The organism is Alteromonas algae, from assembly GCF_049117195.1.
Classification (GTDB): Bacteria; Pseudomonadota; Gammaproteobacteria; order Enterobacterales; family Alteromonadaceae; genus Alteromonas.
Genome location: NZ_CP185260.1, coordinates 900,459 through 914,491, shown reverse-complemented (window position 1 = coordinate 914,491; position 14,033 = coordinate 900,459). Strand labels below are relative to the sequence as shown.

At 43.9% G+C, this 14,033-nt stretch carries 11 protein-coding genes; 1 reads left to right on the top strand and 10 read right to left on the bottom strand.

The genetic code is table 11. The features are described 5' to 3' along the window. Window positions 1-52 precede the first annotated feature (52 nt). A complete protein-coding gene (locus ACOJRU_RS04050) occupies window positions 53-1,486 on the top strand; it encodes a polysaccharide lyase family 7 protein (RefSeq protein WP_421133769.1) in 1,434 nt (477 codons plus the stop codon). A 98-nt stretch (window positions 1,487-1,584) separates the two neighbouring features. On the opposite strand, the gene ACOJRU_RS04045 is transcribed toward ACOJRU_RS04050, so the two are convergent. The 10 genes from ACOJRU_RS04045 to ACOJRU_RS04000 all read right to left on the bottom strand — a co-directional run bounded on the left by ACOJRU_RS04045 (window position 1,585) and on the right by ACOJRU_RS04000 (window position 13,800). Continuing rightward, window positions 1,585-2,322: a FadR/GntR family transcriptional regulator gene (locus tag ACOJRU_RS04045; protein ID WP_421133768.1), complete on the bottom strand. Its 738-nt coding sequence runs from the start codon at window positions 2,320-2,322 to the stop codon at window positions 1,585-1,587. A gap of 466 nt (window positions 2,323-2,788) precedes the next feature. Continuing rightward, window positions 2,789-3,748, bottom strand: a complete 960-nt coding sequence (locus ACOJRU_RS04040) for a class 1 fructose-bisphosphatase (RefSeq protein ID WP_421133767.1) — start codon at window positions 3,746-3,748, stop codon at window positions 2,789-2,791. Then, window positions 3,748-4,827 (bottom strand): class II fructose-bisphosphate aldolase, encoded by a 1,080-nt coding sequence (fbaA, locus tag ACOJRU_RS04035; RefSeq protein ID WP_421133766.1) that lies wholly within the window; start codon window positions 4,825-4,827, stop codon window positions 3,748-3,750. Before fbaA ends, ACOJRU_RS04040 begins: the two co-directional genes overlap by 1 nt. Window positions 4,828-4,832: 5 nt before the next feature. Then, the gene (eda, locus tag ACOJRU_RS04030) at window positions 4,833-5,453 is read right to left on the bottom strand and encodes a bifunctional 4-hydroxy-2-oxoglutarate aldolase/2-dehydro-3-deoxy-phosphogluconate aldolase (RefSeq protein ID WP_421133765.1); all 621 of its coding nucleotides are present in this window, start codon (window positions 5,451-5,453) and stop codon (window positions 4,833-4,835) included. 209 nt (window positions 5,454-5,662) lie between these two features. Then, on the bottom strand, window positions 5,663-6,583 hold the full coding sequence (locus ACOJRU_RS04025) for a sugar kinase (protein WP_421133764.1): 921 nt from the start codon (window positions 6,581-6,583) through the stop codon (window positions 5,663-5,665). Between the two features lie 67 nt (window positions 6,584-6,650). After that, complete coding sequence (locus tag ACOJRU_RS04020) at window positions 6,651-7,952, bottom strand: MFS transporter (RefSeq protein WP_421133763.1); 1,302 nt, start codon at window positions 7,950-7,952, stop codon at window positions 6,651-6,653. Window positions 7,953-7,954: 2 nt separating this feature from the next. Continuing rightward, window positions 7,955-8,299 (bottom strand): cupin domain-containing protein, encoded by a 345-nt coding sequence (locus tag ACOJRU_RS04015; RefSeq protein ID WP_349377974.1) that lies wholly within the window; start codon window positions 8,297-8,299, stop codon window positions 7,955-7,957. Between the two features lie 20 nt (window positions 8,300-8,319). Then, on the bottom strand, window positions 8,320-10,518 hold the full coding sequence (locus tag ACOJRU_RS04010) for a heparinase II/III domain-containing protein (RefSeq protein ID WP_421133762.1): 2,199 nt from the start codon (window positions 10,516-10,518) through the stop codon (window positions 8,320-8,322). Further along, complete coding sequence (locus ACOJRU_RS04005) at window positions 10,515-12,782, bottom strand: polysaccharide lyase 6 family protein (RefSeq protein WP_421133761.1); 2,268 nt, start codon at window positions 12,780-12,782, stop codon at window positions 10,515-10,517. Before ACOJRU_RS04005 ends, ACOJRU_RS04010 begins: the two co-directional genes overlap by 4 nt. Window positions 12,783-12,921: 139 nt before the next feature. Then, window positions 12,922-13,800 (bottom strand): NAD(P)-dependent oxidoreductase, encoded by an 879-nt coding sequence (locus ACOJRU_RS04000; protein ID WP_421133760.1) that lies wholly within the window; start codon window positions 13,798-13,800, stop codon window positions 12,922-12,924. Window positions 13,801-14,033: the final 233 nt, after the last annotated feature.

Genomic DNA, 14,033 nt, shown 5'->3' with positions numbered 1-14,033 from the left:
TCCTATCTTCTCTCTGCGCTTCATTTTTTCTCGATTATAAGAGCAATATTTCATGCGTAGCTTATATCTATTGTGTTCACTTTTGACGCTTACCGCCTGTGGCGGTTCAGGCTCTCAATCACAGCCAGTTAGCGACTCGGTGCCTGAGCAAGTGCCTTCGCCGCCCCCAACGGCACAACAACCATGCTCCACGACCTCACTACCAATTAGTGTATCTGCAGATGATAGTTCATCCAGCGATACCTACAGGGCAAACAACGCCGTCGATGACGATACGGCTAGCACGTCAAGATGGCAAAGTGACTTTAGTAACGAATCCTTAACCCTTGGTTTTGGCCAAGAGCGACAAGTAGGTAGCCTTCAAATTAAGTGGTTTAAAGGCAGTGAACGCACATATACCTTCTCTGTTGAGGGTTCGTCAGACGGAAACGATTGGAGCACAATACTTAGCAATGAAAGCTCTAGTGGTAGACACTCGGGGTTCGAACTTATTAGCTTTGAAGACGTTACAACTGCGAACTATCTTCGCATTACGGGTTCAGGAAACTCAGTAAACGATGAAACCGCAATAGTAGAAGTTGATGCATTTAACTGCGAAGCAGGCGATGGAGAGATTGTTGATGTATTTCCTAACGAAGTAGGCATTGAACTACTCGATTGGTATGTGAGCGTGCCTACCGATGAGGACGGTTCAGGAACATCAGACAGTATTTATGAAACTGAATTAGCTGACGGGTACACCAACTCAGAATACTTCTATGCCAGTGATGATGCAGGCATTGTAATGCGCTCTCCTTCCTATGGTTTTAAAACCTCTCAAAACACCAGCTATGTAAGGGTTGAGCTTAGAGAAATGCTAAGACGGGGTAATAAGAGTATTAGCACTCAAGGTGTAAATAAAAACAATTGGGTATTTAGCTCCGCACCGCAAAGTGCTCAAGCAGCGGCTGGAGGTGTTAACGGTAAACTTAACGTATCCCTTGCTGTTAATGAAGTAAGTACAACCGGTGAAGATTATCAGATTGGCAGAGTGATCATTGGCCAAATACATGCTAATGATGACGAACCCGTAAGGCTGTATTACCGCAAGCTGCCTAACAATGATAAAGGCGCTATTTATTATGCTCACGAGAAGCGTGCAAGCTCAGATGGCTCTCGAGAAAAGAGTGAAGACTGGATTGAAATGATTGGGTCTAGAAGTAGTTCAGCGAGTAACCCCAGTGACGGCATAGCCCTTAACGAGCCTTTCAGCTACACCATCGAAGTGCTTGGCAACACCCTGTTCGTCACCATCTCTCGAGAAGGTAAAGCGGATGTAGTGAGTACGTACGATATGACGGGTAGTCGTTATGACGAAGCAGACCAATATATGTATTTTAAGATCGGCGTCTATCACGTTAATAACTCAAGCAACGCCGATGAGCGCGCGAAAGTAACTTTCTACGCTATCAAAAACAGCCACGACAACTACGCAGGCAGCGAGTAGCTATTAGAAAGGGAAGTTAACAAGGGATGTCTAAAACCTACTATGCGAGGCGCTGCATAGTAGGTTTTTTTATTTTCGCATGTTGGGGGCGTGTTAATTTAGTTGCGCAGATGACTTAGCGAATACAAGTCTCTTGTCTGACTCGTCTTTTTACGTACCTCTTCTAGCGCCTGTGCCTCGCTCGCTTCGAACAATGCATTAATAAGCCTGTTAAAATGCGCATGCATAGCAGCGCGGGCTGCTTGTGAGTTACGCTCTTTTAGGCTCTGGTAAATTTTAGTGTGTTCTTCTAATCGGTCTTTGTCTGACTGACTGCAAACATTGCTATAGGCCTGTGTAATCTGCGGCTGAGAATCTCTTAACGACCAAAATTTATTCACTGCCAGTAAAATGGCTTTGTTACGCGTTGCTTTTGAAATAATGATATGGAATTCACGGTCGGCTTTTTCCGCCTCTATACCCGACTCCATGGCGTCAAGGGTTGCTGCCAGTGCTTTAAGTTCTTCATCGGAAATTGACAGTGCAGCTAACGCTGCCGCCTCACCTTCAACCAACGCGCGAGCTTGAGTTAGCTCAAAAGCACTTATTTTTTCTGCCGGTGCATCATGGTTATTTTGGGGCTTATCAAGCACGTAAACACCAGAGCTTGTTTTCACTTCGACAAGCTGCAAAACTTCAAGTGCAATGATCGCTTCACGAATGGTTGGGCGACTTACATTAAAAGATTCCGCAAGTTCTCGCTCCGGAGGTAATCTACTTCCAGGAGGGTATAATCCAGATTCAATTAACGACTGAATTTTTTCGGCAATTTGCCAGAACATGCGACGGTTTTTCATGGTCGAACCTTTTAAAAATAATTGTTGCTAAATACTTAAGCACGTTTACTGCTTCGCTGGACTTAGTCGACTAGGTAACCAACGATTACATTCACTTGAAAATCACACATAACTTTAAAGTTTGCCTATTTTCTAAGTTAAAATGTCCAAGAAAATATTATTAAACTGTTGTGTCCAACATATCCATGTAGTGCGCATTTAAACGCATACTATGCCATTTTTTTCCGCCAATATACACGCAATTGGTAATATTTCAATTCGTGCATATTTCAGCCTACTTAAATAACGCAAAAGTACGAAATAATCAGTATTTTACTAACATGAGCATTCAAACAACACGCTCAATACTCACTTAGCAATCGCACAATAAACGGTCAAAAGCATTTATCCTTAATGCTTAACAACGTATTTTGGTAAGGCCGAAGCGTGCATTTACACCTCTATTTCTACCGTATTTGGTTAGCTATTAGGTTTGCGAGTTATAAGCACATACTGGCACGCTAGAACCCATCGCTACTGGAACACGTTGATGAATACCCTGTGGCTGAATATCTAATATTCTTTCGCCATTGGCCGTTCCACTTCCCTTGGCTTGCTCTACCAAAAAGGCCAACGGGTTTGCTTCATAAAGCAGCCTTAACTTTCCATTTTGGTTGCCCGGCCTTGTATCTTGGGGATATAAAAAAACACCGCCTCTACATAAGACTCTGTGAATATCCCCAACCATGGCAGCGTTCCACCGAAGTGAGCTGCCTGCGTAGTTGTCAGATGCATAGAGAACATCGTCAAAAAAGCGTTTAACTGAGTCAGACCAGTATCGATAGTTCAGCATATTTACTGCAAACTCTTTGCTTTTTTTGGGTACGTCTAAAACGTCTCGAGTAAGCAAAAATCCACCGTGGGTATTATCTAATGTGTAGCAGCGTGTAGGCCCACCCGTGGTCATTACAAGCATCGAAGAAGGACCATATAATACATACCCTGCACACACTTGCTTGTTACCAGGCTGAAGGAATTGCTGTTCACTGTCACAAGGCACATCATCTCTTGCCTCATAAATAGTGAAAATAGTGCCTATTTGCCCATTAACATCCACATTAGAACTACCATCTAACGGATCGAATGCCACAATGTACTTACCGTTTGGGTTTCCGCTTACAACACTATCCTCTTCTTCCGATGCAATGGTTCTTACCGCATCATCGTCAAGCAATATGTCTTTGAGTAATTGATTAGACAGAATATCGAGCTTCTTTTGCACTTCACCCTGAATATTCTCATTTAAGGATGACCCTAACACGCCAGCAAGTTCGCCCTGTGATACGCGAAAAGAAATTTCTTTACACGCTGCAAGCACGGTTCTAATAAGCATAATAAGGTCCGTTTCTACACCGTCTTTTTTAAGTACAGGAATTAATCGACGCATTATTTGTAGCGCCCTATACAATTTAAGTCAGCGAAACACTGCTCAAGCCTTTTGGCCATGTTTATTTCTGCATGTCGCAACCATACTCGAGGGTCATAAAACTTCTTATTAGGCTTATCCTCACCGTCAGGGTTACCAATTTGCCCCTGTAGATAACCCGATTTATCGTTGTAGTAATCAAGCACACCTTCCCACGTTGCCCATTGGGTGTCAGTATCAATGTTCATCTTCACTACGCCATAACCCAACGACTCTTTTATCTTCTCTGGCTCTGAACCACTTCCACCATGAAATACAAAATTCAGGCTGTTCTTCACAAGCGAAAATTGTTGTGAAACATACTGTTGAGAATCTTTCAGAATTTGTGGGGTCAGGACCACATTACCGGGTTTATAAACACCATGTACATTTCCAAAAGAAGCAGCAATGATAAAGTTGTCACTGATTTTGCTTAACTCATTGTATGCATAGGCAACATCCTCAGGCTGGGTGTACAGCATGGCATTATCCATATCACTGTTGTCCACGCCATCTTCCTCGCCGCCTGTGCAGCCAAGCTCTATTTCAAGGGTCATCCCAATCTTTGACATCCTAGTGAGATACTTAGCACAAATTCCAATATTCTCTTCTAAGGATTCCTCTGAAAGGTCTATCATGTGCGAGCTAAATAAAGGCTTCCCCGTTAGTGCATAATGCTTCTCACCTTCATCAAGAAGGCCATCAATCCAAGGGAGTAACTTTTTTGCTGCGTGGTCGGTATGAAGCATCACTGCTACGTCATATTTTTCAGCAACCTGATGTACGTAGTTTGCAGCGGCAACGGCGCCAATAACAGCCTTTTCATCTGCCGGTAGTGACAAACCTTTGCCGCAAAAAAACTGTGCACCACCGTGTGAGAGCTGAATAATAACGGGAGAATTAACACTTTTGGCAGCTTCTAGCGTTGCGTTAATGGACTGTGTGCCAATCACATTCACGGCAGGAAAAGCATACTCGTTATGCCGTGCATGGGCGTACAGTGATGACACTTCTTCACCAAGCGCCACGCCGGGTTTAATGGTAGACCTTATACTATCCATAATAATTAGCCTTTTATTGCTTCTCGACACGCGTCAGTAACCGCTTGCCAGTTACCTTCTGCAACCCATTCTTTCTTGGCTACCCATGTACCACCTACGGCGAAAACATTTGGCAGGGAGAGATAGTCAGATTGATTATTCTGGTTTACGCCCCCCGTCGGACAGAAAGAAACTGATTTAAATACCGAGGACACTGCACTCAAAAAAGGCGCTCCACCAGAAAGTGAGGCTGGAAATAATTTTTGCTCTTCAAAGCCCGCTTCTAGGGCAAGTAAAATATCGCCCGTGTTTGACACACCTGGAAGCACTGGCAAACCGCAAGACGAAAGGTCAGCTAAAAGCCCTTTCGACACCGCGGGTGTAACAATAAAGTCAGAGCCAGCATCAATTGCCTTCTTCAAAATGTCTTTATTAATCACTGTCCCTGCGCCAACACACAGTGAAGGTACTTCATTTTTGATAGCACGCAGTGCATCAAGTGATGCCTCAGTGCGAAGAACCACTTCTACTAAGTTAAGACCGGCCTTAGCCATCGCTTTGGCAATGTTTACGCCTTCTTCAGAAGAATTAGCTTGGATAATGGGTAGCAGAGTCTGTCCCGACATTAATTCAGAAAAACGGGTCATAAGAAAATCTCCATATTATATTGTCGTGGCTAAAGCCCCGAGCTCAGTTCATAAGTGCAGTGTCTATTGTGTAATTGCGCGTTTAGTTGTCATTTCTTTCGCGCTTTCTTTCGTCTCTTTTAAAGCGCTAGGGGTCCATATCGATGGCATGTTGATATCATCGACTGCTACCTTCTAGCTTGCGACAATCTTCTCTATTAATGGCCTGCTCAACTAATGGCCTTCTCAACCAGCCCCTTCGGGATAATAGCCCCTGGATGTTGAATAACTGTCCCAGCCGCTTTAGCAGCAAGTGAAATTGCTTCACTGATGGTGTTGTCCGAGAGCCTTGCGCCTAAATACACACCATTAAAGGCATCACCTGCTGATGTGGTATCAACAACATTAGTCACTGGGGTGATAGCATGCTCTATGCATTCATTATTGCGCCAAGAAATAACTGAGGAAGGCCCATCTTTTACAATAATTTCATCGATATTATATTTTTGACATAGCGTAAGTACTTCTTCAGAAGTATGGACACCATAAAGAGACGTTAAGTCTTCTACCCCAGCAAGTGTAACGTCACAAAGTTCAAAGGCACGGTCGAAGTTCATCACTGCCTCAGACTCGTTTTTCCACAACCGCGCGCGATAGTTAGGGTCAAAAACAATTTGAACCCCTTTCGATTTCAGTGTGTTGAGAAACTGCCAAAATGCTTCTCTATCGCTTGCTTCAATGATTGCTATGGATATTCCTGAAAATACAAATTGGTCTAGGTCGCTAAGCGAATCTATTTGCGCTTGTGTGATAAACGACATTATTTGTTTCGCGGCAGATTCACTGCGCCAATAGGTGAAACTGCGTTCACCTGATTCGTCAGTTTCTATTAAGTAAAGGCCCGTGGAGCGAGTTTCATGCTGAAAAACAAAGGAAGTATCAAGCTTATCTTGCTTGAATCGAGTCAACATCTCGTTGCTCAGTCTATCGCTTCCAACAGCGGTTAACATGGATGCGCTAACGCCTTCAAAACAACGCGTTAAGTACACCGCGGAGTTATAAACATCACCAGCAAATGACTGATTCAGTTTTTGAGGCTCGACCGGACGCAGCTCAACCATGCATTCGCCCATAAAGCAGATTTTTTTCATTATTTGCACTCAATTTACGTTGTAAGGTCAGCTGCCTGCCCCGCTGTTAAACGGGGCACTGCTAGTGTTATTTCAACCTTTTCAATGGCTCAACTTTAGGGATAAGGAACCACACAGCAGCCATAGCAATAATGGCTAAAGAAGCACCAATAACAAAAGCAGGGGTGTAATTGCCATCAGCGGTCAAGAAAGGCACCAACGATGTGAGCCCCACGGCACCAAGCTTTGCGGCCATACCAGAAAATCCAGATAACGTACCCACCGCTTTTCTTCCAAGTAGATCGCTAGGTAGTGTTTGAACGTTTCCGATTGCGGTTTGGAATCCAAACAAAATCACGGCCATGATCAATACCGCAATGACGGGAGCGCCAGGATTTGCCATCGCCAGCAACGCAGGTAGCATGATAAGACAGCCTAACGTGATAGTGAGCTTTCTGGTTTTGTTGATGTTCCACCCTGCTTTCAGTCTATTTTGCGCAAGCAGACCACCAAACCAAGCGCCGAACATGGCGCCCACATAAGGTACCCAGCCGTAAAGACCTATAGACTGTACGTCCATGCCGTACACTTCGTTAAGATAAATAGGGATCCAGAAAACAAATAACCACCAGATAGGGTCGATAGCGGCTGACGCAATAATAACGCCCCAGCTTTCTTTATGGCCCAATAACTCAGCGGTAGAGGGATTGTATTCTTCACACGCATTTCCGTGCTCATCTTTATCTTCTGCGCGCTGGCCGGTCAGAATATACTGCTTTTCTTCTTCCGTTATCCAAGGGTGACTACCTGGCGGCGACTTTACCAAAATAAGCCATGGAACCAGCCATAGGAAACCAATTGCACCTACAATCACAAACACCATTTGCCAATTAAAGTACACAGTGAGTAGCGCTATAGCAGGAATAGCAATAATGCCACCGATAGCGGCACCTGAATTAAAAATACCCTGTGCTAATGCACGCTCTTTGGTAGGGAACCACTCAGCATTACCTTTCGCAGCACCTGGCCAGTTACCCGCTTCGGCAACACCAAGAATAGCGCGGAAGAAACTAAAGCTGAGTACACCTTGTGCAAAAGCATGTAGCACAGTCGCTAGAGACCACACACCAATAGATAAAACAAAACCTAATCGGGTACCTATCCAGTCAAACACCTTGCCAAAAATGGCTTGACCAAAGGCGTACGCAAAAACAAATACGATAGAAATGTTGGCGTAAATTTGCTTTCGCTCTAGTGCATTTTTGTCAGGGAATAAGTCTTCAACAATGTCTGGCCATAAAACGCTAAGCGCCTGACGGTCGATATAATTTATGATGGTAGCAAGCGCGATAAGTGCTATTACCCACCAGCGTAAGCCGATTACTTTCATGGCTATTCCCCTACGAAGTCTTCGCGTGCAGGACTAAATGTATCAATTAACACACCACCTGTTGGGCATACTGCACCGTGCTCCACATGAGGAGGAATCAAACAGCTATCGCCCGCTTTGAGAATCTTCATCTCACCGCCAATGCTGAAATGAAATTCACCTGACTCTACATAAGTCACCTGTGAGTGACGATGTTTGTGGGTATAGCCCTCAGCACCTTTATCAAAAAACACCTTAACTGCCATCAGCTCGTGGTTGAACCCTAGCATTTGGCGCTTAAGGCCATTACCTAAGTCTTCAATAGGTGTTTCATTGCCGAATAAAAAGTGCTCGCTTTGCTTATTCATAATAACTATTCCTAATCGTGTTACAGCTCATAAACGGCAAATCGGCCATCTAGAGAATATGAAGTATTGTTAAAAGTGAAAGAATTTGACTCATCTGCAGCGGCGCTTCGTTTGTCTATCGCAATCAGAAACGTATGCTCGGCAGCGGTTAATGTAACCAGCACAATCCCAGACACTTCAGCCATTGAAAGCGCAGTAATTGAGCTTGATGCATTTAGGGTAAACTCTTTGCTTGGGTTGTAGCTTCCGTGAGGCTCAAGCACAGACACGAACTGGTGAGACGAAGCCCCCTCTACCCTGCGAATAAATCCACTTTCGTTTCGAAGGTTAAAATTGGGGTCGCCAGCACCAAGCTGAGTAAATAAAAACGTTTCTGGAGAAGTCACTAAACTCACTTGAGAGTAAAAATGGCCGTTGTCGTTTAGCCAGGTCACTCTTGATAAGGTATCTTCAACCGTTCCCTTAGCCTTAAGCCAAAGGTGCTGATAACCGTTGTCCTTGCCTAGGGCTGGAAGCGAGGTTGTATTCGCCGTCATCGGAAAGTTAGTATCAATTAAGTGGCCTTTATAATGAAGCGGAAGGTCGAACTGATGCTCACTTGATGAGGTCACGTCGAAAATATCCAGCGCAACCGTTTTATCTACTTTAGGAAGGTCAATGAGCGCCAACGTTCTTTCTAGTGCCACGCCATCATAGGCAGTCTCAATCTTTCCATTCGCTATCGTGCCGAATGCATTCGTTTCAAAGAAATTCAATGTGGGTGCATTGCGATTTCCAATCTTAACGTTGCCATCGAAATGACTTTTTTCATCTACCACTACCGTGTTATGCGCAACGGTTTGTTTAGCATAGCTGTTGTTTTCCGGCAGATAACGACCACCAAACTTTGCTTCTACATTTAAGAAGCGAGCTGCCCCATAATCAGATACGATCTCTTCGCCTGCATCATAGAACTGCCATGTTAGCTTATCGAAATGGCCATGGCCTAACCCTTGAGCAGCGGGTTTAAACAGTACTGCAGAATCACCATTTGTCTCGCTGCGCATGACGATCAAAGCGCCTTCATCGCCATCTTTGCCATCGCCAAATGCCACTGAGCGAAATTTATAAGGCGTAGTTAAGCCATCGTCTAAGGCTTTTGCTACCTTTACGCCATCGCCAGTTAATACAATTTGGTTTTGCTTATCAGCAATGTCTAAATAGTCTGTATCACCTGTTCGTCCATACGCTGCCGCCACACCATAAACCAGTTCGATAGTATCAATCCCCTTGCTTTTGATAGCGTCGTTTATGGGGAAAAATAGGCCGTTGTAGCTTAGCTGAATAGTAGTATCAATAGCTTTAAGTAAAACCCCATCACGATAGTCGAATACATTTCTTTCAGGCTGATTGTTCTCAATCGCTTTGGCGAACGTCACAAAGGGCATGAGTGCATAACGCTGGTAATAAGGGCCTTCGTTGTAGTAGCCCTGAGGTGAGAACAGTGTATCAAGCTGACGCAGGAACCCGCCTTTACCCGACTTTTCAAGGTCGTATAACGCCTTCTCTACCCATTCTGGTTCGTCCATCACATAGCCAGCCATACCTACACCAGCAGTAGCCCACGTGCCGTGATTATGCACTTTGTTAAACGTAGAAGGCTGGCCTTCAGACAGAAATAGCGCAACGGGCTTTAACAGCTTGTTTTCTATGGTTGCACGCTCGCCATCACTTAGCGCCATATAAACCAAGTCATAGGCTTGAATGGTATTCACTAGCCAAACCGCTTCATTCAGGCTCTGCCAAAACAGCTTGCCAGGATTTTGCGATTTCACTTTTCGTTTTGGGTGCACATCTAGCGTAGGGTACAGTGCAGCGTAATCGAGCAGTAAATCTTTAACATAGTTAGCATAAGCTTTATTTTGACTGATTTGATAAAGCACGCCTGCGTTGTACATTAGCTGATAGTTTTTCTTATGCCGTTCGTGGGTGTAACCGCCGCCACCATCTTTTGGCACAGGTACAACATTTGGCTGCGTCATGTAAAAGTCGATATTCGCCTTAAGTGCATGATAGGCATTTGAAAAGCGGCCTCCTTCCTTCACGGCCGCTCTCATATCAACCACATCACTTTCAGTAATCACTAAGTTGGGGTGGGCAGCCTGCGACTGAAACGACAGCGATGACGCGGCGAATAACAGCACCGCCGTCGCGCACGATATAATGGCTAACTTTTTCATAGGTTACTCGCTTCCTTTCCCGCAACAATATTATTTTTAAGTATTGCGGTATGTGGTCCTTCGGCATGAAGCTCTTGAATTTGTATTGTCGGTGTAGACGTAAATGTATTATCGGTTACAGAAGTAATAGGCTCACCAACCGTGTGGTCAATGATAAGAGGTGCTGATTGAATAAACTCATTACTTTCTACATCAGTAACCTGAACACCATGTAAGAACACGCTAGCCGCTTTTTTGTTGCGCTTACCGTTACCCACATTATTTAGCACGTTATTGGTCATAAGCAAGTGCGGGCCAAATGTACTTTCATCAGTACCGCCTCGGTACAATTTAAGTACACCACCTTTTATATCAGTAAAGGTGTTTTGCTTAAGCGTTACGTATTCAGCGTTATAAATACCATAATCTTCAATCTCTTTATCTAGGCGCAGAATATCGCCTGAGACCGAAGTAAAGGTATTATTAGAAAGGGTTATCGCATCAGCAAAGGCCCCTTTTCCAGAGGTAAAGAATGAGAACGAATGGTTAATATCAAGGTCTTTCACAATGGTGTTTGCTAGTGTGAATCGGTAATTGTTTACCATTCCCCATTTTTTTGTACGTACCACGCTATTACCTGAGGAATCTGGGCTTTGTGCACCAGAAATAACCAAGCCTTCTAGTTTTAAGCTTCCCCCATCACGAATCTCAAATAGCGCCGTGCGCTCAAAATACAAGGTGGTTTTATGCGAGTTTTCGGCTTTTATCGTTATAGCGTCATCAATGTAGAGTACAGACGGTACGACAAACTCTCCTTCAGCTAGCACTAATACATCACCATTTTGTGCTGTTGCTATGGCATTTTTTAACGCATCTGCGCTAGCCTCAACAGCGATGGTATTACCCGTATCAAAATCATCAGACGCGACAGCTTTGGGATAGTAGGACGTGCCTACACTTTCCTTGTCGATAACTGATAAAGACGCATCAATACCTTGAACGGCTCCTTTTGAGTAAAAAAGCCCATTTTCAGCTCTCTCTAGTGAAAGCTTTTGCTTATCAAAGCCGCTTGCGATGGTGTTTGCAGTATCTGTATTGGTCACATTGTTGCGAAAAGAAATACCGCTAACGTCATCAAAAATAGAAAATGGCTGTGTGTTGTTTTGGTTGTATACCACATTGTCTTTAAAAATAGATGACTGAGGAGTAGCACTTCGTTCTGCGTCGCTACCTGCAGCAAGATGAATGTGGTCAACGTTGATGAACGTATTGTTTGAGATTGTTGCGTTTTCTACTTGGTGATAGCGGTTAATTGGTGAATTGGGGACGCCATTCATAATGGTGAAGCCACTTCCAAAGCGATAGCCTTTAAGGCCTTCTAAGTAATTATTTCTGATCACCTGATTTTTGTTGATAACGCGAATGCCGCCGGTGTGCGCAACATCGTTTCCTAGAAACACGTTATTTTCAACAATGTTGCCATTACCATGGCGAAGCGTCAGTGTGCCTCTGGCAGATAAAAATACATTTCCGCGCAACGTATTTTTGCCAGATTTAACAGAGATAATTTCTACTTCACCGTTAGTTTGTTCGAAAATATTATTCTCTACCAACGTATAGGAATTAGTAAGAGAATAGTGACTCGTTCCAATACGAAGGGTTTCACCGCCATTTGAACCGAACGTGGGACGATAGCCAAAATAGTTGTGGTCTATCGTGTGGTAGTTTTCTTGGCTTGCCTCTGAATCAAGACGAACAGCAACCGTCACGCCTTTGTTGCGTTTACCCTCTAGGTGGTTGTGATCGAAGCGGTTGTGCTTACCATAAAGAGCAACCCAATAGTCAGATTCTTGCTTGTCTGGGTTGTTGAAGTTGTCAATAACAACATCGGTTACGCGTGAGTGATAGGCGTAACTTTCCTTGTTCTTGCGAAATGCGATAACAGCACTACTTGGCGTATACCCGTTTTTAAACACTAAGCCAGAAACCACTAAGTGCTCTCCTGCCAACCTCAAGTTTGATTTACCCGTTAATAGTACATCACCTTTTGATTCTGCTTTTAAGGTGATTGGTGCCTCGCTCGTGCCTTTTCCTTCTAGCACTATTTCGAAGTCTTGCCAAACACCAGACTTCAAAACGATATTGTCGCCAGGCGCTAGGTTACTTGAGACGTTTTTATATTGTTCTTGAGAGGAAACAACATAGTCGGCAGCGTCAGTAGAAAATGGAAGGAATGTAGCGCTTATGAATACTACGCTTGCTAAATAGACCGTACTTAATCGCATAACACACTCTTACTTTATCGAGACGGCAAATAAAAACGCTATATTTTTTTACAGAAACGATGTTAGGTTTGAGGATAGTGGAACGTGGCGCTTTGAATAAGAACTTCTATTTAAAGCGCCCATCTACCTTGATTCGCTATTACTTTGCTAGCGTTTTGAAGTAGTCGAAAATTTCCGGCACATTTCCGTTGCTAAGCCCGGCGTCTACCGCAGCATTTAGGTTAGCAGATGAACCCTCAGCAATTTTCGATTCAGTACCAAGGTCTTCTACCATTTTCAGGAAGTATCCAAGGTCTTTGTTAGCATTAGCAATTGAAAAGCCTAAGTCGCTAACATCGTCAACCGCGTAGTTTTTGCAAAACTGCATAAACGGTGAGTTCGATGGGCCTGTAGACATAATGTCGAAAAGCTGTTGCTTATCAACACCCGCCTTTTCAGCAACTGCAAACGCTTGTGACATTGCACACACTGTGGTCATACCCATAAAGTTATTAATTAACTTAGTCGTATGGCCTGCACCTAGTGCACCAAGGTGGAATACGTTTTCGCCTTGATCTTCAAGTACCGGCTTAACCTTATTAAAGGTTTCCATGTCGCCAGACGCCATAATATTTAATAGGCCATCTTTTGCATGCGCAGGCGTTCTTCCAAGCGGCGCGTCAATCATACCAGCGCCCTTCTCTGCTAAGTCTGCGCCAATCTTGCGCGTTGAAGCAGGAATTGATGTACCGAAATCAATCAATACTGAACCAGCTTTCATACCCGCTAAAACACCATCTTCTGCGTATACTACTTTTTCAACGATGTCTGATGTTGTTAAACAAAACATCACGATGTCTGACTGCTCTGCTAGTTCTTTGCCCGAAGACGCTGTATTAGCACCGCGAGCTACACAACGCTCAACGGCGTCTTTGTTTAAATCCATTACTGTAACTGAGTAACCTTTCTTCTGAAGATTCTCAACCATATTGCCGCCCATAAGGCCTAGGCCGATAAAACCGATCGTTGGTTTGGACATGAATAACTCCTAAATTTTGATACTCATTTGTGAGTAAAAAGCGTGAGCATTGTGTTTGTTCACTGCTTTGTGTTGCTATCTATAAGCGGATGTTCGGTAACGTTGTGAACGACTGATGCCTCGCTATCAATGTCACCCAAACTACAAATTAGTTCTACGTTTTAAAATGCTATTTCTTACTCACCAAATTGTCAACCAATTACTTAAAATAAACAACTATTGGTAACAACATT

Excerpts from the sequence above, each read along its gene's own strand:
- eda (WP_421133765.1), bottom strand. The coding sequence starts at position 5,453 with ATGACCCGTTTTTCTGAATTAATGTCGGGACAGACTCTGCTACCCATT.
- ACOJRU_RS04005 (WP_421133761.1), bottom strand. The coding sequence starts at position 12,782 with ATGCGATTAAGTACGGTCTATTTAGCAAGCGTAGTATTCATAAGCGCT.
- ACOJRU_RS04000 (WP_421133760.1), bottom strand. The coding sequence starts at position 13,800 with ATGTCCAAACCAACGATCGGTTTTATCGGCCTAGGCCTTATGGGCGGC.
- ACOJRU_RS04045 (WP_421133768.1), bottom strand. The coding sequence starts at position 2,322 with ATGAAAAACCGTCGCATGTTCTGGCAAATTGCCGAAAAAATTCAGTCG.
- ACOJRU_RS04025 (WP_421133764.1), bottom strand. The coding sequence starts at position 6,583 with ATGAAAAAAATCTGCTTTATGGGCGAATGCATGGTTGAGCTGCGTCCG.
- ACOJRU_RS04015 (WP_349377974.1), bottom strand. The coding sequence starts at position 8,299 with ATGAATAAGCAAAGCGAGCACTTTTTATTCGGCAATGAAACACCTATT.
- ACOJRU_RS04040 (WP_421133767.1), bottom strand. The coding sequence starts at position 3,748 with ATGCGTCGATTAATTCCTGTACTTAAAAAAGACGGTGTAGAAACGGAC.
- ACOJRU_RS04010 (WP_421133762.1), bottom strand. The coding sequence starts at position 10,518 with ATGAAAAAGTTAGCCATTATATCGTGCGCGACGGCGGTGCTGTTATTC.
- ACOJRU_RS04020 (WP_421133763.1), bottom strand. The coding sequence starts at position 7,952 with ATGAAAGTAATCGGCTTACGCTGGTGGGTAATAGCACTTATCGCGCTT.
- ACOJRU_RS04050 (WP_421133769.1), top strand. The coding sequence starts at position 53 with ATGCGTAGCTTATATCTATTGTGTTCACTTTTGACGCTTACCGCCTGT.
- fbaA (WP_421133766.1), bottom strand. The coding sequence starts at position 4,827 with ATGGATAGTATAAGGTCTACCATTAAACCCGGCGTGGCGCTTGGTGAA.